The organism is Pseudonocardia petroleophila (genome assembly GCF_014235185.1).
GTDB classification, from domain to species: domain Bacteria; phylum Actinomycetota; class Actinomycetes; order Mycobacteriales; family Pseudonocardiaceae; genus Pseudonocardia; species Pseudonocardia petroleophila.
The window spans coordinates 4,837,220-4,857,751 of sequence record NZ_CP060131.1; the positions used below are offsets into that span (position 1 = coordinate 4,837,220).

The window sequence follows — 20,532 nt, forward strand, 5'->3', positions numbered from 1 at the left end:
CTTTCACTACCGGGTGTAACGTCTACGTCGCAGGCGCTTGTTCCCGTTCCGGGGCCGCTGACGACCGGTGTCGACGTCATACGACCGACACCCGCTGTTCGCCGCCCCGATCCGACAGTGTGGCGCATCGGGCCCGATCGCACACGCGACTGTGACGTGTCAGCCAACTGTGACTTATGTCACCGGGCTAACCACTGGTGTTCACAGGACGGAAGGTTCGTCGTTACCGGCCTCCCGGATGGCCCGCCGCACCGGGACGAGGGCGAGCGCGACGCCGCCCACGACGAAGAAGGCGATCAACGACAGGATCGCCGGCCGGAACGACCCGGTGGCGTCGGCGACGGCCGCGAACACCAGCGGACCGAGCCACGACGTGCCCTTCTCGCCGATCTCGTAGAGCGCGAAGTACTCCGCCTCGTGGCCGGGGGGCACCATCTGGCTGAACAGCGAGCGGGTCAGCGCCAGCGTGCCGCCCAGGACGAGACCGATGCCGAACGCCACCGCGTAGAACTGCAGCTGCTGCCCGGCCGTGACGAAGTACGCGCCGGTCACGACCACCGTCCACGCCGCGAGGCTGCCCAGCACCGTCCGCTTCGCGCCGAACCGGGCGGCGAGCCGGCCGTGCACGACGGCGCCGGCGAACGCCACGAACTGCACGATCAGGATCGTCACGATGAGCACCTCGCGGGGGAGCAGCAGCTCGCGCTCCCCGTAGAGCCCCGCGATCTGCGCGACCGTCGTGATGCCGTCGGCGAAGACCAGGTAGCTGCCGAGGAACGCGAGCGTGAGCGGCACCCCGCGGGCGTGGCGCAGGGTGTCGGCGAGCTGGCGGAACCCCGCCGTCACCACCGCGGCGCCGCGCTCGGTGCCCTGCGGGGGCTGGTGGCGGCGCAGCCGCCGCAGCGGGATCAGCGTGAACGCCGCCCACCACAGCCCGGCGGTGAGGAAGCAGATCCGCACGGCGGCGGACTCCGAGAGCCCGACGAGGTCGCGCCCGAGGTAGATCGCCAGGTGCAGCAGCAGCGCGAGGCCGCCGCCGAGGTAGCCGAACGCCCAGCCGCGCGCGGAGAGCGCGTCGCGGCCGTCGGGGCCGGCCAGCTCGGGCAGGAACGCGTAGTAGACGACGATCGAGGCGCCGTACGCGGTGTTCGCGACGAGGAACAGCACGAACCCGAGCTGCCAGTCCGTGCCCGCGGTCAGCGCGAGCGCCGCGGTGGCGGCGGACCCGACGAACGCGGAGACGCCGAGCATCCGCCGCTTGTCCTGGGTGCGGTCGGCGATCGCGCCGGTGATCGGCAGCACGAGCACCTGCAGGACCGTGGCCAGCGAGACCAGGTACCCGAAGACCGAGCCCGCGGCGACGTCGAACCCGAGCAGGTCCACGTCGCAGTCGACCAGTGCGCTGTCGCCGGTGCAGGCCTGCCCGCGCGCGCGGGCGTCGGCCTCGGCGATCCCCGTCAGGTACAGCGACAGGAAGACCGTGATCACCGAGGTCTGGAAGACCTGGTTGGCCCAGTCGTAGAAGATCCAGCCGCGGCGCTCGCGCTCGTCCGCGCTCACCGCGGGGGTCACGCCGGCCGTCGTACGGGCAGCAGCGCCACCAGCCCCACGCCGAGCACCAGCAGGATGCCGAGGATGCCCGCGCGGTCGGAGGCGAACAGGTAGGTGAACAGGCCGACCAGCGTCGGCGCGAGGAACGACGCCGCACGGCCGGTGGTGGCGTAGAGGCCGAACAGCTCGCCCTCCTTCCCCGGCGGCGCGAGCCGGGCCAGGAACGTCCGCGACGAGGACTGCGCCGGACCGACGAACAGGCACAGCGCCAGCCCGAACACCCAGAACATCGCCGGCCCGGACACCACCAGCAGCACCACCCCGACGACCAGCATCCCGGCCAGCGACCCCACGATCACCGCCTTGGGCCCGACCCGGTCGTCGACGTACCCGGCCGCGAGCGCCCCCGCCGCGGCCACGACGTTGGCCGCCACCCCGAAGATGAGCACGTCGTCCTCGGCGATGCCGTAGACGGTCACCGCGAGCACCGCGCCGAAGGTGAACACCGCGGCCAGCCCGTCGCGGAACAGGGCGCTGGCCCCGAGGAAGTACAGCGTGTGCGGGCTGTCCCGGTAGAGCGCCCGCAGGTCGGCGAACAGCGCCCGGTAGGAGGCGAGGACGCCGAGCCGGGCCTCCGCGGCGCGGGTCGGCGGCACCTCGGGCACCAGCAGCAGCATCGGGATCGCGAACACCAGGAACCAGGCCGCCGCCACCAGGGCCACGAGCCGGATGTGGAACCCGTTCTCCGTCGGGACGCCGAGCACCCCGCCGCCGCCGACGATGAACCCGACGTAGACGACGAGCAGCAGCACGATCCCGCCGAGGTAGCCCATCGCCCAGCCGAAGCCGGACACCCGGCCCACCGTCGCGGGCGTCGAGACCTGGGAGAGCACGGCGTTGTAGGACACCGACGCGAGCTCGAAGAAGATCGACCCCAACCCGAGCAGCACGAGCCCGAGCGCGAGGAACTGGTAGCTGTCCTGCACCAGGAACAGCCCGGCCATGGTGGCGATCGTCAGCGCCGTCCAGATCGCGACGGCCCGCTTGCGCCGCCCGGCCGCGTCGGCCCGCCGCGCGATCACCGGTGCCATCAGCGCGATGAGCAGCCCCGACGCGCCGATCGAGTAGCCGAGCCAGCTGTTCGCGCTGACGTCCCCCGGCAGGTCGGCCCCGACCGAGTCGGTGAGGTAGACGGAGAAGACGAAGGTGAGGATCACCGCGTTGTAGGCCGCGGATCCCCAGTCCCACAGCCCCCACGCCAGTACCTGGCCGCGGGTGACGGTCGGGGCGCCCACGGGCACGTCGGTACTCACCGGCGGAGGGTAGCGGCCGGACGCGGTGCGCGGCCCCGCCCGACGCGTCAGGTCCAGGCGCCGCGGTCCCGCAGGACGTCGCGGAGCAGGTCGGGGCGGTCCGACAGCAGCCCGTCGACGCCCATGTCGAGCAGCTCGGTCATCTCCGCGGGATCGTCGACGGTCCACACGTGCACCTCGCGGCCGGCGGCGTGGGCGGTGCGCACCAGCTGCTCGTCGACGACGGTGAGCGGGCCGAAGCGGCGCGGCAGCTGCGCGAGCTGCCCGGTGAAGGGCAGGGCCGGCAGGCTCGACAGCGGGGCGGGCAGGGCGTCGGTCCACGCCCGGGTGCGCAGGCCCAGCGCCGAGGTCTGCCCCATCGACGTGCACAGCCGCGGGCCGGCCGCGCGCCGCGCCCGCTGCAGCCACCGCTCGTCGTAGGCGCCGAGGCAGACCCGGTCCCAGGCGTCGAGGCGCTCCAGCACGGGCAGCGTCACGTCGACGGCGGCGGCGGACTTCATCTCGATCGTGCAGCGCGTGCCGGGCAGCGCGGCGAGGACGTCGGCCAGCAGCGGCACGGGTTCGGTTCCGCCGACGCGGATCCCGGCGATCTCGCGGGAGTCGAGCGCGGAGATGCGCCCGGAGCCGTCGGTGGTGCGGTCCAGGGTGGGGTCGTGGTGCACGACGGCGACCGCGTCGGCCGAGGCGTGCACGTCGAACTCGAGGTAGGAGAAGCCCTCGTCGACGGCCCGGGTGAAGCCGGCCAGCGTGTTCTCCTGGCCCCCGCCGACGTGCCAGCCGCGGTGGGCGTAGGCGCGGGGGTAGGGGCCGTCCAGGTAGGGGTGTCCCATGATCAGGAGCGTAGCCGGGGCAGGCGCTGGGGATCGCGCAGCAGCGGGGCCATGAGATCGCCGTGCTCGGCGATCCGCGCGGGCAGGTCGGTGTGCAGGAACGTCAGGTCCGCGGGCGTGCGGCACGCGCGCACCTCGTCCCAGGTCAGCGGTGTGGCGACGGTCGGCCGGGCCCGGCCGCGCAGGGAGTAGCTCCCGATCGTCGTCTTGTGCGGGTTGTTCTGGCTCCAGTCGACGAAGATCCGCCCGCGCCGCCGCGCCTTCGCCATGACGGCGGTGACCCGCTTCGGGTCGTCGCCAGCGAGGTCCTCGGCGATCGCCTTCGCGAACTCGGAGGTCTGCTCGGGGCGCGTGACAACGACCGGCAGGTACAGCTGCATCCCCTTGCCGCCGCTGGTCCGCGGGTAGGCGACCAGGCCGTCGTCGGCGATGCGCTCGGCGATGCGCAGCGCCACCCGGGCGCAGTCGACGACGGTGGTGCCGTCGCCGGGGTCGAGGTCGAACACGACGAGGTCCGGCGGGTGCCGCCCGTCGCGCGGGCCCAGGCGCCACTGCGGGACGTGCAGCTCCAGCGCGGCGAGGTTGGCCGCCCAGGCGAGGCCCTGCTCGTCGTCGATGACGGGGAAGTCGGCGCTCTCCGACCGCCCGCCGGGGGTGCCGACCCGGGCGGTGCGGATCCAGGACGGGGCGTGCCGCGAGACGTCCTTCTCGAAGAACGAGCCGCGCTCGACGCCGTCGGGCCAGCGGACCATCGTGACCGGGCGGTCGCGCAGGTGCGGCAGCATCACCTCGGCTACGGCCAGGTAGTGCTCCAGCACCTCGGCCTTGGTGGTGCCGGTCATCGGGTAGAGGACCTTGTCCGGGTTGGTCAGCCGGGCCTTCCCGACGGGCGCGCGCCGCACCGGCGGCACGGGACGGGGCGCTGCCGGCCTCCCCGGCCCGGTGGCGACCTCCACCCAGTCCCCGCTCGGGCCGGGCGCGTACACCGACCCGCCGGCCTTGGCGATCACCGACGGCAGCCCCTGCGCGGCCACCGCCGTGACCACCTCCGCGCCCGCCCCGGGGAAGACCGGTGCCGGCCGCCAGTGCGCGCCCGCCAGCGGCAGGGCGTCGAGCAGGGCACGGCGCTCCCGGAACGGCAGCGCCGCGGTGTCGCGGCCGTCGAGGTGCAGGAGGTCGCCGATCCACAGGTCGGCGGTGTCGGGGGCCAGCTCGCCGTCGAACAGCGCGCGGGTGGCCGACAGGGAGGGGCCCAGGCCGCGCAGGTGGGGGAGTGTCGCGGTGAGGTCCTCGCCGTCGGCGTCGGCGACCGTGGCGCGGCCCCCGTCGACCCGGACGATCACCCGGCGCCCGCCGAAGCCGACCTGCAGCCACCAGTCGTCACCCTCGGGCAGCGGCCCGGGCGTCGGCTCCATCGGGCGGGCGTCGCGGGGGAGGGGCTCGTGGCCCGCGGGCGTGGGGTCCGAGCGGCGCAGCAGCCAGTCGTCCTCCCCCCGTCCGGTGCGGATGAACAGGTAGCGGCCCCGCGCGCGCTCGCCGTGGAACACCACCGCCACCTCGCGGTGGTGCCACTTCTCGGTCTCGTAGGTGCCGGTGTCCCAGATGGTCATCGAGCCCGCGCCGTACTCGCCCGCCGGGATCTCCCCGTGGAAGTCGAGGTACTCCATCGGGTGGTCCTCGGTGCGCACGGCGAGGCGCACCGTCTCGTTGTCGGTGGGTAGGCCCTTGGGCACCGCCCACGACGCGAGGACGCCGTCGTGCTCGAGCCGGACGTCCCAGTGCAGTCGCCGCGCGTGGTGCTCCTGGATGACGAACCGGGTGCCCGGGCCCGTGACCTGCGGATCCGTCTCCGGAACCGGCTCCGGCGTGCGTGCGGCATCGCGCTTGCGGCGGTACTCGTCGAGCGGCACCCGCACAGACTATTGCGCGCGTCACTGCACGGGTGCGAACATAGCCTGGCCTAAACAAAGGAGTGGCTGTGTACGTGTGCATGTGCTTCGCCGTGTGCGACCGGACCATCCGTTCGTGCATCGCGCGGGGCGCGCGCACCGTCGAGGAGGTCGGCGAGATCACCGAGGCCGGCACCGGCTGCGGCGGCTGCCAGGGCCACATCGACACCCTGCTCACGGCCACCCTGGCGCCATCGGTACTCGACGACCTGCCCGCCACCGGCTGAGGCGGCACTTACCGCCGATCAGGCGATCCTGCCTCGTTCGTGTCCGGAACGGGCCGTTAACGTCCGCGTCGACCCTTTCCCCCGACGCGAGGACACGACACCGATGCGTGGCGACCCCGAGATCATCGAGCTGCTCAACGCGCAGCTGACCAGCGAGCTCACGGCGATCAACCAGTACTTCCTGCACGCGAAGATGCAGCAGAACTGGGGACTCACGAAGCTCGCGGCCTACACGCGCGACGAGTCCATCGACGAGATGAAGCACGCGGAGAAGATCACCGACCGCATCCTGTTCCTCGAGGGCCTGCCGAACTACCAGCGGCTGGGCACGCTGCGGATCGGGCAGACCGTCAAGGAGCAGCTGGAGTCCGACCTCGCGATCGAGATCGCGGTCGTCGAGCGGCTGCGTCCCGGCGTCCAGATGTGCCGGTCGAAGGGCGACCACACCTCCGCGATCCTGCTCGAGGAGATCCTCGCCGACGAGGAGCACCACATCGACTACATCGAGACCAACCTCGAGCTGATCGACAAGCTCGGCGAGCAGCTGTACCTGGCCCAGCTCGTCGACCAGCCCCCGAACCCGGGCTGATCGGTCAGTCGGCGCAGGCCGGCTCCACCGCCCCCGCCTCCTGGTAGGACTCCGGCAGCCCGGTCACGCCGAGCTGCTGGAGCAGGGTGGCGGCGTAGGACAGGTTGCGGGTGGCGTCGCCGAAGCGGGCGACGCCCTGCGAGTACGCGTCGGCCGTGAGCGGGTCCGACGCCTCGACGATCCCCTGCCCCTCGACGAGCGACGCCCGGGCCTGCGTGAACTCGTCGATGACCAGCCCGAAGCCCGAGGCGATCGCCGGGGTCGGCGCGTTGTCGCGCAGGTAGGTGTAGTCGATCAGGGCGATGTCGATCGTCGCGATCGTGCGCGAGACCCCGGCGAGGTACTCCTGCCGGGCGACCGTCGGGTCCCCGGTGACCGTCGTCGTGCCCGTCGACTCGCTGATGTCGACGAGCAGGTCACCGCTCTCGCACAGCCGCCGTACGTACTGGGCCTCCGGGCCGTCCGGGTCGACGTCGGAGACGACCGCGGGCGTCGTGGTCGGCGGGGTGTCGACGACCGGGCCGGTGGCGGCGCGGTCGGCCACCGCCAGCGCCGTGGCCCCGGCCAACAGGACGACCCCGACGGCGGTCCCCGCCACCAGCAGCGCCCGGCGCCGTCCGGGACGCGGGGGGCGGGGCGGGAGCGGCATCGGCGGGGGAGCGCTCGCCCCGCGCAGCCACATAGCGACCTGTGGGGCCGTCGGACGGCGGGCGGGGTCCTTCGCCAGGCAGCGGCGGGCGATGTCGGCCGCGGCCGGCGGCATCCCGCGCAGGTCGGGCTCGGACTCCAGCACCCGGTAGAGCACCGCCGCCGAGCTCCCGGCCGCGAACGGGCCGCGCCCGGTGGCGGCGAAGCACAGCGTGGCGCCCATCGAGAACACGTCGCTCGCCGGTCCGGGCGGGCCGGTGCCGGCCACCTGCTCGGGCGACATGTACTCCGGCGTGCCGATCATCTCCCCGGTGCCGGTCAGCGGCGTCGCGTCGGAGGTGTGGGCGATCCCGAAGTCGATGACCTTCGCGCCGTCGGCGGCCAGCAGGACGTTGGCCGGCTTGAGGTCGCGGTGCACCAGCCCGGCCGCGTGGATCGCGCTCAGCGCCTCGGCGAGCCCCAGCGTCAGCCGGTGCAGCGAGCGCTCGTCGAGCGGGCCGTGGGTCAGCACCACCTCGCGCAGCGGCGGCCCCTCGACGAACTGGGTGGCCAGCCAGGGCGGCTCGCCCTCGGGGTCGGCGTCCAGGACCCGGGCGGTGAACATGCCGGCGACGGCGGTGGCCGCCGAGACCTCGCGGCGGAACCGGTGCCGGAACCCCGTGTCGCCGGCCAGGTCGTCGCGGATGACCTTCACGGCGGCCTGCTGGCCCTCCGGGGTGCGGCCCAGGTACACCCGGCCCATCCCGCCCTCGCCGAGGCGGCCGAGCAGGCGGTACCGCCCGACGCTGTCCGGGTCACCGGCCTGGAGGGGGTCCACGGGGCCAGCCTACTGAGCCGTCCGGCCCTGTCCGCCGTACGACTACGCAGGCGCGGGAGTGTCATAACGGGGGCCGGGGTGCGCCCCGAGGTGCGGGGGCGGGGGTTCGAAGATACGTTCGAGCCATGACTGACAAGAACGATGTCCCGGCCACGGCGGAGAAGGATCCCGACGACTGGACGACCGGCGACGAGCCCATGACGGGCGCGCAGAAGTCCTACCTCCAGACGCTGGCCACCGAGGCCGGCGAGCAGGTGCCGGACGACCTGTCCAAGGCCGACGCGTCGAAGCGGATCGACGAGCTGCAGGCCCAGACCGGCCGGGGTCAGTGACCCGCTCCTAACGATCCGATAATCGAGGTTATGACAGTTCGATCCGGCAGGGCCCGTCGAGCGGGCCTCCCCGGGCCGGGTCAGTCGTAGTCGCGCCAGATCTCCGAGACCCCGGCGGCCGGTACGGCGCCGGGGTCCGTGCGTCCCTCGACCGTCACCATCACCGCGCCCGACGGCATCTCCAGCACGACGCGCCGGTTGTTGGGCACGTCGGCCTGCAGGACGCCGCGCGGCATGACGTTGCCGTGGTCGTCGAGCGCCGTGATGAGCACGTGGCTGCCGCCCCAGGTGGATCCGAACGTGACCCAGGCGCGCTTGACGACGGCCGACGACCGGCCCGCCTCCACCATGGCGGTGGCGCGGAACGAGCCGTCGGGGTGCGGGGTGATGGGGATGCCGAACATGGCGACATGCTCTCAGGTCCGCACCGGGACCCCTCCCCCGCGCGTCACCCCGATGGAGCAGTGCCCGGCGGGCCGGGTGAGCGGGTCGCCGTCCTGCAGCGTGCGCCACCGCCCGCACGGGCAGCGCTGGTAGCTGACCAGGCCCTCCGAGGTGAGGTGCCGGGAGATCGTGAACCACAGGTGCGTCATGGCACCCAGCCTGCTGTAATGCCCTCGTGCACATCAACCCTTACGGGCGTGACCCCGTCCTGCTCGCCGTGGGCCTGGTGAACGACCCGCCCGGGTCCCCCGCCGCCCTGCGGGCCCGCTGCCTCGACGCGGGACTGGTCGTGGAGCGGGCGGTCGACGAGGCCGATCTCGCCGAGGTCCGGGCCTATCTGGACGCCTGGACCGGGATCGTCGACGCGCCGGACCCGGCCACGCGCGCGGCCCGGCTCAACGTGCTCCTGGCCGCGTCGGCGGCGTACCCACGGCTGACCGACCACGTCGGCACCGGGTGGCACATCCACTACCGCGACGACGACATGACCCTCGCCGGCGTCGTCCGATCGCTGGTCAGCGTGGGTACGGCGCTGCACCTGACCGGCCGCGGGATGCACCGCCTCGACCGGTGCGCCGCCGACGGGTGCCCGCGGGTGTTCGCCGACGTCTCCCGCACCGGCAGGCAGCGCTACTGCACCCCCGCCTGCGCCAACCGCGACGCCGTGCGGCGGCACCGGCGCCGCGGGTGAGCGGCCCCGTTCACCGTTCCGCGGACGCGGCCCACAGGTTGATCCCGCCCTCGACGGCGTGCTCGTCGATCCGCTTCAGCTCGTCGTCGTCGAAGCCGAGGTGGTCCAGGGCGCCGAGGTTGTCGTCGAGCTGCTCGACGCTGCTCGCGCCGATCAGGACCGACGTCACGCGCTCGTCGCGCAGGGCCCAGGCCAGCGCCAGCTGCGCGAGGCTCTGCCCGCGGGCCGCGGCCATGTCGTTCAGGGCGCGGACGTGGTGCAGCGTCTGCTCGGTGAGCAGGTCGGGCGAGAGCGAGGTGTCCTGCGCGGCGCGGGAGTCGGCCGGGACGCCGTCGAGGTACCTGCTGGTCAGCATGCCCTGGGCGAGCGGGGAGAACGCGATGCAGCCGATTCCCTCCTCGCCGAGCACGTCGAGCAGGTCCTCCTCGATCCAGCGGTTGAGCATCGAGTACGAGGGCTGGTGGATCAGCAGCGGCGTGCCCAGGTCGCGCAGGATCGCCGCGGCCTCGCGGGTGCGCTCGCCGGAGTAGGACGAGATGCCCGCGTAGAGCGCCTTCCCGGACCGGACGGCGGTGTCGAGGGCGCCCATCGTCTCCTCGAGCGGGGTGTCGGGGTCGAAGCGGTGGCTGTAGAAGATGTCGACGTAGTCGACACCCATCCGCGCGAGCGACTGGTCCAGGCTCGCGAGCAGGTACTTCCGCGAGCCGCCGCCCTGGCCGTACGGGCCGGGCCACATGTCGTAGCCCGCCTTCGTCGACAGGATCAGCTCGTCGCGGTACGGGCGCAGGTCCTGGGCGTAGATGGTGCCGAAGTTGGACTCGGCGCTGCCGTAGGGCGGGCCGTAGTTGTTGGCCAGGTCGATGTGGGTGACGCCGCGGTCGAACGCCCGGCGCAGGATGGCGCGCTGCGTCTCCAGCGGCCTGCCGTCGCCGAAGTTGTGCCACAGGCCGAGCGAGATCGCGGGGAGCACGAGCCCGCTGCGGCCGGTGCGCCGGAAGGTGGCGGTGCCGTCGGACCGGGCGTCGTAGCGGGTGGGGTCAGCGAGGTAGGTCACCGGACCATCCTGCACCCGGGGCATGATCGTCGGGTGACCCCCGACGCGTTCGAGCGACCCTGGGTGCGCGGGGCGCTGATGGCCGTCGCCGGGGCCGGGGTGGCGGTCGCCGTGCAGTGGGTCGGGCAGTCCGTCGCCCCGACGGTCGAGGTGCGTGCGGTGATCGACGCGTCGTCCGTCGAGTTGAGTGAGGGGCGCGGGGGAACGATCCGGGACCACACGGTCCGGGCCGTCACCGCGTCCGGCCAGGTGATCGACCTGGCCGGGTCGGGCAACGGGGCCGGGCTCTCGGCGTCGGCCGCCGGCCTGGACCGCGGCGTTCCCGTGCTGATCACCCGGTCCACCTACGACGGGGAGATCCTCGCCGTGCGCTCGCCGCTCGCGACGGTGCCGGTCGCGCAGCACGGCGCGGGCGTCCTGCTGCGCGTGATCGGCCTCGTGGTGGCCGCGGGGGCGCTGGTCCTCGGGGTGCGCGGGTGGTCGCGGAGCACCGTGGGGCTCCCGGTGCTGTGCGCGGTGGGCGGGCTCGCGCTGGCCGCGCTGCTGATCCGTCCCTCCCCCGACCTCGGGCCGTCGCGATACCCGCCGCCCGACGCGATGGCCGGGTACGCCGACCCGCCCACCGGTCCGTCGCCGGACCCGCTGCTGAGCACCCGCACCGTCGACGCCGTCGCGGCCCCGGGGACGCCGGTGCCGACCGAGCCGGGCGTCTCCCTCACCGTGACGGGTCCGCCGGTGCCCGGCACCGCCGACGGGTTCGCGACCGTCCGCATCCCGCTCGCCGTCGACCCCGGGGACGGCGCCCCGGTGCCGAACCTGCGGCTGATCGGCACCGGCGCGGGGCGGACCGTCGAGCTCCCGGAGTGCGGCCCGTCCGGGTTCCCGCCGCGGCTGACGGCCCCGGGCGGAGGCGTCGTCTGCTTCGCCGTGCCGGACGGCTTCGCCCCGCGCTACCTGGTCCTCACCGGCGACGGCGTGGCGATCGAGCTGGGGTGACCACCAGCGCGGACGCCAGCAGCGCGGCCGCGACGAGGCCGAGGGCGGGCAGGACGAGCGCGGCGCGGTAGCCGGCGGCGTCGGCGACCGCCCCGACCAGCACCGGGCCCACCAGGAACCCGAGGTAGCCGCAGGTGGCGACGCCGGCGATCGCCCGGCTCGCCGCGGCCGGGTCGCGGGCGCCCGCGGCGCTGAAGGCCAGCGGGACGACCGCGGCCAGGCCGAGCCCCACCAGCGCCAGCCCCGCGATGCCGACGGCCGGCGTCGGCGCGGCCAGGGTGACCGCGAACCCCGTCCCGGCGACCGCGCAGGACCCGCGCAGGACCCGTGGTGCCCCGGCCGCGGTCACGAGCCGGTCGGCGACCAGGCGCACCGCGACCATCGCCGCGGAGAACGCGACGAACCCCAGCGACGCGACGGCCGCCCCGGCGCCGGTGCTCGCCTCCAGGTGCACCGCGCCCCAGTCGTTGACGGTGCCCTCGGCGAGGAACCCGCAGAACGCGATGGCGCCCAGCGGCAGCAGCGCGCGCCCGGGGAAGGTGAACGCCCCGCCCTGCCCGGCGTCCGGGCCGGGGAGGAAGGCGCGCGTCGCCCCGGCCGCCGCGACGAGCAGCACCGCGCCGGCCACCGGGAAGTGGACGCCGATCGGGACCGCCGCGAGCAGTGCGCCCGCACCGGCCCCGACCAGCGCGCCGACGTTCCACCAGGCGTGGAAGCTCGCGAAGATCGGCCGCCCGTGGGCCTGCTCCACGCGCGCGGCGTGGGTGTTCATGGCGACGTCGAGCAGCCCGTTGCCTGCACCGAGCACGAGCAGGGCCGCGGTGAACCACGGCAGGTCCGGGGCGAGTGCGGCGGCCGGGAGCCCGGCGCACAGGATCGTTGCCCCGGCGAGCGCGGCGCGCCGGCTGCCGGTGCGGGTGATCAGCGGTCCCGCGGCGAGCAGGGCCGCGACCGATCCGGCGGCCAGCCCGAACAGCGCCACCGCGAGCCCGCCCGCGTCGAGGCCGAGCCGCTGCTGGGCGGCGGGGACGCGGGCGGCCCACGTGGCGAAGCCCGCCCCGCACACCGCGAAGACGACGGACACGGCGATCCGGGCGCGGCGGGTCACCGGGGCGTCGCGGACCGGCTCGGGGTCGTCCGGGCGCGCAGCACGTCACGAACGTACAAGAGCCGCGTTCCGCGGAACGCCGTCGACGACGCCGTCGACGACGCCGTCGACGAGGTGCGGCGCGGTCAGCGTGCGGTGAGCGTCTGCACCGTCAGCTGCTCGCCGGGCGGGGTGCCCGCGCAGCCGGTGCCGTCCATCGGCACGAACAGCGACGCGGTGTCGCCGGGCGGGTAGACCCGCAGACCCCGCACCGGGGTCGGCGAGCACACCGCGGCGTCGTAGTTCTCGACGTTCACCATCCGCACCTGCGCCCCGGCCGCCGCGCCGACGGCGAGGCGCACCTCCCCGCCGCGGGGGCCGTCCATCGCGGCGGCCGGGCCGACCTGGTGGCCGTCGTCGCCCGCGACGTAGGAGACGCCGGGGAAGCCCGTCAGCTCGCAGGTGCGGGTGCCGGTGTTGGTCAGCACGAGCGTGACGAAGCGGGACCCGGCCCCGGCGTCCCCGTCGGCGAGCGACCCGGTCAGCTCGCCGGTGGTGCAGCGCTCCGGGTCGCCGCCCCCTCCCCCGCCCGTCTCGGCGACCGGCGCGGGCGTCGCGGTGCCGGTCGGCGCGGCCGTCGAGGTCGGTGCGGGCGACGTGCCGATCACCGGTCCGTCCGGCGCGGTCGACGGCGGCCCCGAGCACCCGGCGAGCAGCGCCGCGGCCGCGACGGCCGTCAGCAGGCTCCTGGTCCTGATCATGAGATCCCCCGATCCCTCGTCGTTGCGAACCCACAACGAGAGACGTCCGGTCCCGGACATCGGTTGCGTCACGCAACGATCCGATCGGGTGATGCCGGATACGCTGTCGGCCATGTCGGCCACCCGCCTGCTCGTCCTGGGCATCGTGCGCGGCTACGGGCGCGCCCACGGCTACCGCATCGGCACCGACCTCCAGTCGTGGGACGCGGCCGACTGGGCCAACGCCAAGTGGGGCTCGATCTACCACGCCCTGCGGGCGATGACCGACGCCGGGATGCTGCTCGACCACGACGACGTGCCGGGGCGCACCGAGTACGAGCTCACGGACAAGGGCGAGGCCGAGTTCCTGAGGCTGCTGCGCGACGCCGTCCGTCGCCCGGCCAGCCGCCCCGACCAGCTCGGGGCCGCGCTCGCGATGCTGCCCTCGCTCTCCCGCGCGGAGGCGGTGCGGCTGCTGCGCGAGCGTTTGTCGGCACTGGAGGAGATCCGGGACAAGGCCCGCGCCCAGCTCGAGGGGTGGGTCGACGCGCCGCACTGGTCGGAGCTCTACGGGCTGTGGGAGCACACCGCGGCCGGTGGCGTCGAGTGGACGTCCGGGCTGATCGCGCGGCTCGAGGGCGGCGCGTACGCGATGGCGGGCGAGCCGGGCTCCCCCGGCCGGCCGGGCAGCTGGCCGTCGCTGCAGGAGTGACGCGCCGGGTTCGCGGCGATTCCCGTTTGCCTGTCCGCCCGAGGGTCGGGCACACTCGCACGACGGAGTTCAAGTTTGAGTATGGGAGACCGATGACCGAACGCACCGACCGGCGCGCCGTCAGGCCCCCCGCGGGGCTGAAGGAGATGAACGAGGAGCTGATGGAGCAGCAGCGGGCCGGCGCGCTGCCGTTCGACCTCCCGGTGCTGACCGTGCCGGGGCGGCGCAGCGGCGTCCCGCGGCACACGCCGCTGACCGTCCTGGACCGCGACGGCGTGCGCTTCGTGGTCGGCGGCTTCCCCGCCGCCGACTGGATCCGCAACCTCCGGGCCGCGGGCGGCCTCGCGAGCCTGCGCACCGGTGGCGTCGACGAGGCGGTGCGGCTCGTCGAGCTCGACGTCGCCGACGCCGCCGCCGTCCTGCGGGAGTGGCCCGTCGTGACCCCGCAGGGAGTGCAGATGATGAGGGACGCCGGGGTCGTCGACGACGTCACCCCGGACGCACTGGCCGAAGCGGCCGGAACCTGTCCGGTGTACCGCATAGAAAGGGTCGTATGACCGAGTACATCACCGTCACCGGCGCCCGGGAGAACAACCTGCGCGACGTGTCGGTCCGCATCCCCAAGCGGGCCATCACCGCCTTCGTGGGGGTGTCCGGGTCCGGCAAGTCGTCGCTGGTGTTCGACACCATCGCCGCGGAGGCCCAGCGGCAGCTCAACGAGACGTTCTCGGCGTTCGTCCGCGGGTTCCTGCCCAAGCTGGGCCAGCCCGACGCCGACCTGATCGAGAACCTGTCCACCGCGATCGTCGTCGACCAGAAGCGCCTCGGCGGCGGCTCGCGCTCCACGCTGGGCACCGTCACCGACATCAACCCGCTGCTGCGGCTGCTGTTCTCCCGCCGCAGCACCCCGCACGTGGGCCCGGGCTACGCCTTCTCGTTCAACGAGCAGGGCATGTGCCCGGGCTGCAACGGCATCGGGCGGCGCGTGCAGCTCGACCACACCGTCATGTTCGACCGCTCGAAGTCGCTCAACGAGGGGGCCATCCGGCACCGGGACTTCGCGGTCGACAGCTGGTACTGGCACATCTACGCCCAGTCCGGGAAGTTCGACAACGACAAGCCGCTGCGCGACTACACCGACGCCGAGTGGCAGCTGCTGCTGTGGGGGGCGGACGAGAAGGTCGAGCTCGCGGTCACGGGCAAGAAGTCGATGAAGATGGAGCTCGAGGGCGTCGAGGCGAAGTTCAACCGGATCTACGTCAACGCCGCCGAGGAGGGTGCGTCGGAGCGCAAGAAGGAGGTCGTCGCGGCGTACACGACCTCGGTGCGCTGCGCCGACTGCGGCGGCACCCGGCTCGCCGAGGCCCCCCGCACCGCCACGGTCGCGGGCGTCACGCTGCCGGAGGTGTGCGCGATGGACCTCGCGTCGCTGCACGCGTGGCTGCCGACCGTCCGCGACGCGGACGTCGCCCCCCTCGTCGACGAGGCGGGCGCCCGGATCGGTGCGCTGGTCGACATGGGCCTGGCCTACCTCACGCTCGACCGGGAGACCTCCACGCTGTCCGGCGGGGAGTCGCAGCGGATCAAGATGGTGCGCCACCTCGGGTCGTCGCTGGTCGACGTCATGTACGTGTTCGACGAGCCGACGATCGGCCTGCACCCGCGCGACGTCGGCCGGATGAACGCCCTGCTGCACCGGCTGCGCGACAAGGGCAACACGGTGCTCGTCGTCGAGCACGACACCGACGTCATCACCCAGGCCGACCACGTCGTCGAGCTGGGGCCGCGCGCGGGCACGGCCGGCGGCACGATCGTCTACCAGGGCGACGTCGCGGGCCTGCAGCACTCGGGCACGCTCACCGGTGAGTTCCTGCACCGCCCGGTCCGGGCCAAGGAGTCGCCGCGGCAGCCCACCGGCACCCTCCCGCTGCGCGACGCCACCGCGCACAACCTCCGCGGGTTCGACGTCGACATCCCGCTCGGCGTGCTCGTCGCGCTCACCGGGGTGGCCGGCTCGGGCAAGTCCACGCTGGTCCGCGAGGTGCTGGTCCCCCAGCACCCCGACGCGATCGTCGTCGACCAGAGCGCGGTGGCCACCTCCGTCCGGTCCACGCCCGCCACCTGGACCGGCGTCATGGACGCCGTCCGCAAGCTGTTCGCCAAGGAGACGGGCGTCAAGCCGGCGCTGTTCTCCTTCAACTCCGCGGGCGCCTGCCCCACCTGCAACGGCCTCGGCGCCGTCTACTCCGATCTCGCCTACCTCGACGGCGTGCGCTCCACCTGCGGCGACTGCGGCGGCCGCCGCTACACCGAGGAGGTGCTCGCGCTCACCGTGCGCGGGAAGTCGATCTCCGACGCGCTCGACATGACCGCCGCCGACGCCGTCGAGTTCTTCACCGGGCGCGACATCCGGCCGAAGCTGCAGGCCGTCGTCGACGTCGGGCTGGGGTACCTCACGCTCGGGCAGCCCCTGTCCACGCTGTCCGGCGGCGAGTGCCAGCGGCTCAAGCTGGCCAGCCGGCTGCACGAGGAGGGCAACGTCTACGTCCTGGACGAGCCCACGACCGGGCTGCACATGTCCGACTGCGGGCACCTGCTGACGATGCTCGACCGCCTGGTCGACGGCGGGAGCTCGGTGATCGTCGTGGAGCACAACCTCGACGTCATCGCGCACGCCGACTGGGTGATCGACCTCGGGCCCGACGGCGGCGACGGCGGCGGCTCGATCGTCTTCGAGGGCCCGCCCGCCGCGCTGCTCTCCGCCCCGGGCTCGTTCACCGGGGAGCACCTGGCCCGCCACGTCGGCGCCGGGGCCCGGTGACCGAGGCGTCCTTCCTGCCCGCCGATCCGCCGCGCGCCGGGACGCTGGTGATGTGGGGCGACCCGGCCCACCCGCCGGACGGGGTGCTGCGGGTCGCCGGGCCGCCGGACGGGGCGGTGCGGCCCGGGCCGGTGCGGCGGATCGGGATCGGGGACGCGCTGCCGCTGCTGCTCGCCGCCGACCCCGGGGCGTGCTCGGGCTCGGTGCGGTTCTGGGCGGCGGTCGCGCGCACGGCCCTCGGGCTCGTCGCGCGGGGCCGGCTGCTGCCCGGTGTGTCGCCCGGGGGGTGGGACGCCTGGCGGGCCGGCCCGCTCGACGCCTCCGACGCCGACCACCTGCGGGCGCTGGCCGCGGCGATGCCGGCGCAGGCCCGGGCGGTCCCGGCCGGCCCCGGTCTGCTCCCGGCGGCCGCGCCGCTGGTGCGGGCGTTCGTCGACGCGGTGGCCGACCACCTGCCGCGGACCGGCGAGGGCCCGTACGCCGGACCCGTCCCGGTCGCCGTGCCGGACCTGCGCGGGTGGGCGGCGGAGGCCGCGGCGGGCGTCGACGCCGGGGTGCGGGTGTCGCTGCGCCTGGATCCGGAGCGGCTCGACGGCGACCCGGCGGGGCGGCTGCGGCTCGTCGTGCAGGTCCACGCCCTCGACGACCCGACGCGGCTGGCCGACCTCGCCGACGTCTGGAGCGGGGCGGCGGCCGGGTTCGGGCCGGACGCCCGGGTCGACGCGCTGCGCGCCGTCCGCCGGGCCGCCCGGTTCTGGGCCCCGCTCGAGCAGCTGCTCACCCGCGCGGTCCCCGACGAGGCGGAGCTCGACGACGTCGACCTCGCCGACCTGCTCGACACCGGCGCCGCCGCGCTCGCCGCGGCCGGCATCTCGGTGCACCGCCCGCGCGACCTGGTGACGCCGCGGACGCAGGTGGTCGCCGGGGACGCGGGAGACGGGCCGGGCCTGCTGGGCGACGACCCGTTCCGGCTGGACTGGGAGGTCGCACTGGGCGGCGTCCCGCTCACCCCCGACGAACGCGACGAGCTGGCCCGCAGCCACCGGCCCGTCGTGCGGCTGCGCGGGGAGTGGGTGCTCGTCGACTCCGCGACCCGCCGCCGCGCCGCCGCCCCGGCCGCGCCGCCGGTGCCGGTCGTCACCGCGCTCGGCGCCGCGCTGGCCGGGGAGGTCGACCTCGACGGCGACCGCGTGCCGGTCCGCGCGACCGGCCGGCTCGCCGACCTGCGGGAACGGCTCACCGCTCCCCCGGAGCCCGAGCCCGCGCCCGACGGCCTCGCCGCGACGCTGCGCGACTACCAGCTCCGCGGCGTCGGCTGGCTGCACCGGATGACCGCGCTGGGTCTCGGCGCCTGCCTGGCCGACGACATGGGGCTGGGCAAGACCGTCACGCTGATCGCGCTGCACCTGCGCCGGGCCGCTCTCGGCGCCGGACCCACGCTGGTCGTCTGCCCGGCGTCGCTGCTGGGCAACTGGGAGCGGGAGATCACCCGCTTCGCCCCCGGGCTCACGGTCGCGCGCCACCACGGGCCGGACCGTGCACTGGGTGCCGCCGACGTCGTGCTGACGACCTACGCCACCATGCGCCTGGACGCCGGTGTGCTGGCCGCCCACGGGTGGGGGCTGGTCGTCGCCGACGAGGCCCAGCACGTCAAGAACGCGGGGTCGGGCACCGCGCGGGCGCTGCGGACGATCCCGTCCGCGGCCCGGGTCGCCCTCACCGGCACGCCGGTGGAGAACGACCTCGACGAGCTGTGGGCGATCCTCGACTGGGCCACCCCCGGCCTGCTCGGCTCCCGCGCCGGGTTCCGGCGCCGCTGGTCGGACCCCATCGCCGACGGCGACGCCGACGCCGCGGCCCGCTTCGCCCGGCTGATCGGACCGTTCCTGCTGCGACGCCGCAAGTCCGACCCCGGGATCGCGCCGGAGCTGCCGCGCAAGACCGAGACCGACCGGCCCGTCGCGCTCACCCCGGAGCAGGCCGGGCTCTACGCCGCCGTCGTCGACGATGCGCTGGCCCGGATCGCGGCGGCCGACGGGATGGCCCGGCGCGGGCTGGTGCTGGGCCTGCTCACCGCGCTCAAGCAGGTGTGCAACCACCCCGCCCAGTACGCGCGCGAGGTCGACCCGGTCCTCGTCGGGCGCTCCGGGAAGCTCGAGCTGCTCGACGAACTGCTCGACACGATCCTCGCCGAGGGCGGATCGGTGCTGGTCTTCACCCAGTACGTGGCCATGGCGCGGCTGCTGGAGCGCCACCTCGCCGACCGCGGCACCGGGCACGCGCTGCTGCACGGCGGCACCCCGGTCCCGCGCCGCGAGGAGCTGGTGGAGCGGTTCCAGCGCGGGGCGATCCCGGTGTTCCTGCTGTCGCTCAAGGCCGCCGGCACCGGGCTCAACCTCACCCGCGCCGACCACGTCGTGCACTACGACCGCTGGTGGAACCCGGCGGTGGAGGACCAGGCCACCGACCGGGCGCACCGGATCGGGCAGACGCGCCCGGTGCAGGTGCACCGGCTGATCACCGAGGGCACGCTGGAGGACCGCATCGCCGCCCTGCTGGAGAGCAAGCGCGCGCTCGCCGACGCCGTGCTCACCGGCGGCGAGGCCGCGCTGTCGGAGCTGTCCGACGCCGAGCTCGCCGAGCTGGTGGGGCTGCGGTGAGGGCCAGGGGCTTCCCCGCGTTCGCCGCCCGACCGGGACGGCGGGGCCGGTCCTGGTGGGCGCGGGCGTTCGTCGCGGCCCTGGAGGACGCGGCACTGGACGCGGGCGTGCTGCGCCGCGGCCGCCGGTTCGCCGGGAGCGGGCGGCTCGGGCCGATCACGGTAGCCCCCGGCCGGCTCTCCGCCGTCGCCGACGACCCCGACGACGGCCCGGTCGGCACCGTCGTGCACGTCCCGGTGCTCGACGACGCCGACTGGGACCGGCTGCGCCGCCAGACCGGTGCCGAGGCGGGCCACCTCGCGGCCCTGCTCGACGGCGAGCTGCCCCGCGCGCTCGTCGACGCCGCCGACGCGGCGGGGGTGGCGCTGCTGCCCGGGGTCGGCGACCTGGAGTCCGACTGCGACTGCCCCGACATCGGCGATCCCTGCCCGCACTCCGCCGCCCTGTGCTACCAGGCGTCCTGGCTGCTCGACGCGGACCCGTTCGTCCTGCTGCTGCTCCGGGGCCGTTCCGCCGACGACCTGGTCGACGTTCTCACCCCCGCCCCGGCCGGACCGGGCACCGTCGACCCGCTCGACCAGCCCGTGCCCGCCGCCGCGGCCTACGCCGGCACCCCACCCGACCCGCCGCCCGCCGCCCGCCCGGGCCCGGTGTCGGTGCCGGCGGTCCCTCCCCCACCGGGCCTCGACGCGGCCCTGCTCCCCCGCCTCGCCGCCGACGCGGCCGCCAGGGCCCGGGCCCTGCTCGCGGCGGACCGGCCCGGCGTCAGTGCCGCGCCGCCACCCGCCGCCGCAGCGCCCGGCCCGGCGCCGAGACGACCGTCTCCAGCGGGCCGCGGCGGCCGGCCAGACGCAGCCCCACCCCGACCGCGACGGCCACGGCGAGGTGGGTGAGCAGCGTCGGGATCCCCTCCGTCGGCCGGTCCGCGAGCCACACCACGTGCCCGGTGTAGAGCGTCAGCGGGACCGCTCCCACCGCGGCGGGCAGCCACAGCACCGACCGCGGCAGCAGCAGCGCCAGCCCGAGCACCGCGAGCGCCGTGCCGGTGGTGTGGGCCAGGTCGAACGGGGT

At 74.9% G+C, this 20,532-nt stretch carries 20 protein-coding genes; 10 read left to right on the forward strand and 10 right to left on the reverse strand.

Features of this window, described 5'->3' with window-relative positions; genetic code table 11:
- Positions 1-201 precede the first annotated feature (201 nt).
- The 4 genes from H6H00_RS23840 to ligD are packed head-to-tail and all read right to left on the reverse strand — an operon-like array spanning position 202 to position 5,604.
- Positions 202-1,572, reverse strand: coding sequence for an MFS transporter (locus H6H00_RS23840; RefSeq protein ID WP_185717925.1), 1,371 nt, complete (start codon positions 1,570-1,572; stop codon positions 202-204).
- The gene (locus tag H6H00_RS23845; protein ID WP_185717926.1) at positions 1,569-2,864 is read right to left on the reverse strand and encodes an MFS transporter; all 1,296 of its coding nucleotides are present in this window, start codon (positions 2,862-2,864) and stop codon (positions 1,569-1,571) included. Before H6H00_RS23845 ends, H6H00_RS23840 begins: the two co-directional genes overlap by 4 nt.
- A 47-nt stretch (positions 2,865-2,911) precedes the next feature.
- Entirely contained in the window at positions 2,912-3,694 is a 783-nt protein-coding gene (locus H6H00_RS23850) for a glycerophosphodiester phosphodiesterase family protein (RefSeq protein WP_185717927.1), read from the reverse strand.
- A gap of 2 nt (positions 3,695-3,696) precedes the next feature.
- Positions 3,697-5,604, reverse strand: coding sequence for a non-homologous end-joining DNA ligase (ligD, locus tag H6H00_RS32910; RefSeq protein ID WP_344735736.1), 1,908 nt, complete (start codon positions 5,602-5,604; stop codon positions 3,697-3,699).
- A gap of 68 nt (positions 5,605-5,672) precedes the next feature.
- Between ligD and H6H00_RS23865 the strand changes: the two genes are divergently transcribed.
- Together H6H00_RS23865 and bfr are read left to right on the forward strand one after the other, a co-directional pair.
- Positions 5,673-5,870 (forward strand): (2Fe-2S)-binding protein, encoded by a 198-nt coding sequence (locus tag H6H00_RS23865; RefSeq protein ID WP_185717928.1) that lies wholly within the window; start codon positions 5,673-5,675, stop codon positions 5,868-5,870.
- Positions 5,871-5,973: 103 nt separating this feature from the next.
- Positions 5,974-6,459, forward strand: coding sequence for a bacterioferritin (gene bfr / locus H6H00_RS23870; RefSeq protein ID WP_185717929.1), 486 nt, complete (start codon positions 5,974-5,976; stop codon positions 6,457-6,459).
- A gap of 4 nt (positions 6,460-6,463) precedes the next feature.
- Here bfr and H6H00_RS31975 read toward each other — a convergent pair whose 3' ends face one another.
- Entirely contained in the window at positions 6,464-7,924 is a 1,461-nt protein-coding gene (locus H6H00_RS31975) for a serine/threonine-protein kinase (protein ID WP_221775642.1), read from the reverse strand.
- A 125-nt stretch (positions 7,925-8,049) separates the two neighbouring features.
- Here H6H00_RS31975 and H6H00_RS23880 point away from each other — a divergent pair, with 125 nt between their 5' ends.
- Positions 8,050-8,256, forward strand: a complete 207-nt coding sequence (locus tag H6H00_RS23880; RefSeq protein ID WP_185717930.1) for a DUF3072 domain-containing protein — start codon at positions 8,050-8,052, stop codon at positions 8,254-8,256.
- 80 nt (positions 8,257-8,336) lie between these two features.
- Here H6H00_RS23880 and H6H00_RS23885 read toward each other — a convergent pair whose 3' ends face one another.
- Complete coding sequence (locus H6H00_RS23885; RefSeq protein WP_185717931.1) at positions 8,337-8,660, reverse strand: hypothetical protein; 324 nt, start codon at positions 8,658-8,660, stop codon at positions 8,337-8,339.
- 12 nt (positions 8,661-8,672) lie between these two features.
- Complete coding sequence (locus tag H6H00_RS23890) at positions 8,673-8,849, reverse strand: hypothetical protein (protein WP_185717932.1); 177 nt, start codon at positions 8,847-8,849, stop codon at positions 8,673-8,675.
- 26 nt (positions 8,850-8,875) lie between these two features.
- Between H6H00_RS23890 and H6H00_RS23895 the strand changes: the two genes are divergently transcribed.
- Complete coding sequence (locus H6H00_RS23895; RefSeq protein ID WP_185717933.1) at positions 8,876-9,391, forward strand: CGNR zinc finger domain-containing protein; 516 nt, start codon at positions 8,876-8,878, stop codon at positions 9,389-9,391.
- 10 nt (positions 9,392-9,401) lie between these two features.
- Here the strand turns inward: H6H00_RS23895 and mgrA are convergent, their stop codons facing one another.
- A complete protein-coding gene (mgrA, locus tag H6H00_RS23900; RefSeq protein ID WP_185717934.1) occupies positions 9,402-10,469 on the reverse strand; it encodes an L-glyceraldehyde 3-phosphate reductase in 1,068 nt (355 codons plus the stop codon).
- Between the two features lie 9 nt (positions 10,470-10,478).
- Here mgrA and H6H00_RS23905 point away from each other — a divergent pair, with 9 nt between their 5' ends.
- Positions 10,479-11,441 carry a hypothetical protein gene (locus H6H00_RS23905; RefSeq protein ID WP_185717935.1) on the forward strand — a complete coding sequence of 321 codons (963 nt, stop codon included), beginning with the start codon at positions 10,479-10,481 and terminating at the stop codon, positions 11,439-11,441.
- Here the strand turns inward: H6H00_RS23905 and H6H00_RS23910 are convergent.
- Positions 11,407-12,549: an MFS transporter gene (locus H6H00_RS23910; protein WP_185717936.1), complete on the reverse strand. Its 1,143-nt coding sequence runs from the start codon at positions 12,547-12,549 to the stop codon at positions 11,407-11,409. The two genes, H6H00_RS23905 and H6H00_RS23910, sit on opposite strands and share 35 nt — an antisense overlap.
- A 125-nt stretch (positions 12,550-12,674) precedes the next feature.
- Positions 12,675-13,289: a DUF4232 domain-containing protein gene (locus tag H6H00_RS23915; RefSeq protein WP_185717937.1), complete on the reverse strand. Its 615-nt coding sequence runs from the start codon at positions 13,287-13,289 to the stop codon at positions 12,675-12,677.
- A gap of 112 nt (positions 13,290-13,401) precedes the next feature.
- Here H6H00_RS23915 and H6H00_RS23920 point away from each other — a divergent pair, with 112 nt between their 5' ends.
- The 5 genes from H6H00_RS23920 to H6H00_RS32445 all read left to right on the forward strand — a co-directional run bounded on the left by H6H00_RS23920 (position 13,402) and on the right by H6H00_RS32445 (position 20,354).
- Positions 13,402-13,980, forward strand: a complete 579-nt coding sequence (locus tag H6H00_RS23920) for a PadR family transcriptional regulator (RefSeq protein ID WP_185717938.1) — start codon at positions 13,402-13,404, stop codon at positions 13,978-13,980.
- Between the two features lie 92 nt (positions 13,981-14,072).
- Positions 14,073-14,537: a nitroreductase/quinone reductase family protein gene (locus H6H00_RS23925; protein WP_185717939.1), complete on the forward strand. Its 465-nt coding sequence runs from the start codon at positions 14,073-14,075 to the stop codon at positions 14,535-14,537.
- Positions 14,534-16,801 (forward strand): ATP-binding cassette domain-containing protein, encoded by a 2,268-nt coding sequence (locus H6H00_RS23930; RefSeq protein ID WP_185717940.1) that lies wholly within the window; start codon positions 14,534-14,536, stop codon positions 16,799-16,801. Before H6H00_RS23925 ends, H6H00_RS23930 begins: the two co-directional genes overlap by 4 nt.
- Positions 16,802-16,851: 50 nt before the next feature.
- On the forward strand, positions 16,852-19,461 hold the full coding sequence (locus H6H00_RS23935) for an SCO1167/SCO6262 family helicase (RefSeq protein WP_185722733.1): 2,610 nt from the start codon (positions 16,852-16,854) through the stop codon (positions 19,459-19,461).
- Positions 19,458-20,354, forward strand: a complete 897-nt coding sequence (locus H6H00_RS32445) for an SWIM zinc finger family protein (RefSeq protein ID WP_255425344.1) — start codon at positions 19,458-19,460, stop codon at positions 20,352-20,354. Before H6H00_RS23935 ends, H6H00_RS32445 begins: the two co-directional genes overlap by 4 nt.
- Positions 20,355-20,532 lie beyond the last annotated feature (178 nt).

What these genes read in the sequence shown, in the direction of transcription:
- H6H00_RS23915 (WP_185717937.1), bottom strand. Translation starts at nt 13,289, where the DNA reads ATGATCAGGACCAGGAGCCTGCTGACGGCCGTCGCGGCCGCGGCGCTG.
- mgrA (WP_185717934.1), bottom strand. Translation starts at nt 10,469, where the DNA reads ATGCCCCGGGTGCAGGATGGTCCGGTGACCTACCTCGCTGACCCCACC.
- H6H00_RS23885 (WP_185717931.1), bottom strand. Translation starts at nt 8,660, where the DNA reads ATGTTCGGCATCCCCATCACCCCGCACCCCGACGGCTCGTTCCGCGCC.
- H6H00_RS23935 (WP_185722733.1), top strand. Translation starts at nt 16,852, where the DNA reads ATGTGGGGCGACCCGGCCCACCCGCCGGACGGGGTGCTGCGGGTCGCC.
- H6H00_RS23920 (WP_185717938.1), top strand. Translation starts at nt 13,402, where the DNA reads ATGTCGGCCACCCGCCTGCTCGTCCTGGGCATCGTGCGCGGCTACGGG.
- H6H00_RS23925 (WP_185717939.1), top strand. Translation starts at nt 14,073, where the DNA reads ATGACCGAACGCACCGACCGGCGCGCCGTCAGGCCCCCCGCGGGGCTG.
- H6H00_RS23930 (WP_185717940.1), top strand. Translation starts at nt 14,534, where the DNA reads ATGACCGAGTACATCACCGTCACCGGCGCCCGGGAGAACAACCTGCGC.
- H6H00_RS23880 (WP_185717930.1), top strand. Translation starts at nt 8,050, where the DNA reads ATGACTGACAAGAACGATGTCCCGGCCACGGCGGAGAAGGATCCCGAC.
- H6H00_RS23850 (WP_185717927.1), bottom strand. Translation starts at nt 3,694, where the DNA reads ATGGGACACCCCTACCTGGACGGCCCCTACCCCCGCGCCTACGCCCAC.
- bfr (WP_185717929.1), top strand. Translation starts at nt 5,974, where the DNA reads ATGCGTGGCGACCCCGAGATCATCGAGCTGCTCAACGCGCAGCTGACC.
- H6H00_RS23890 (WP_185717932.1), bottom strand. Translation starts at nt 8,849, where the DNA reads ATGACGCACCTGTGGTTCACGATCTCCCGGCACCTCACCTCGGAGGGC.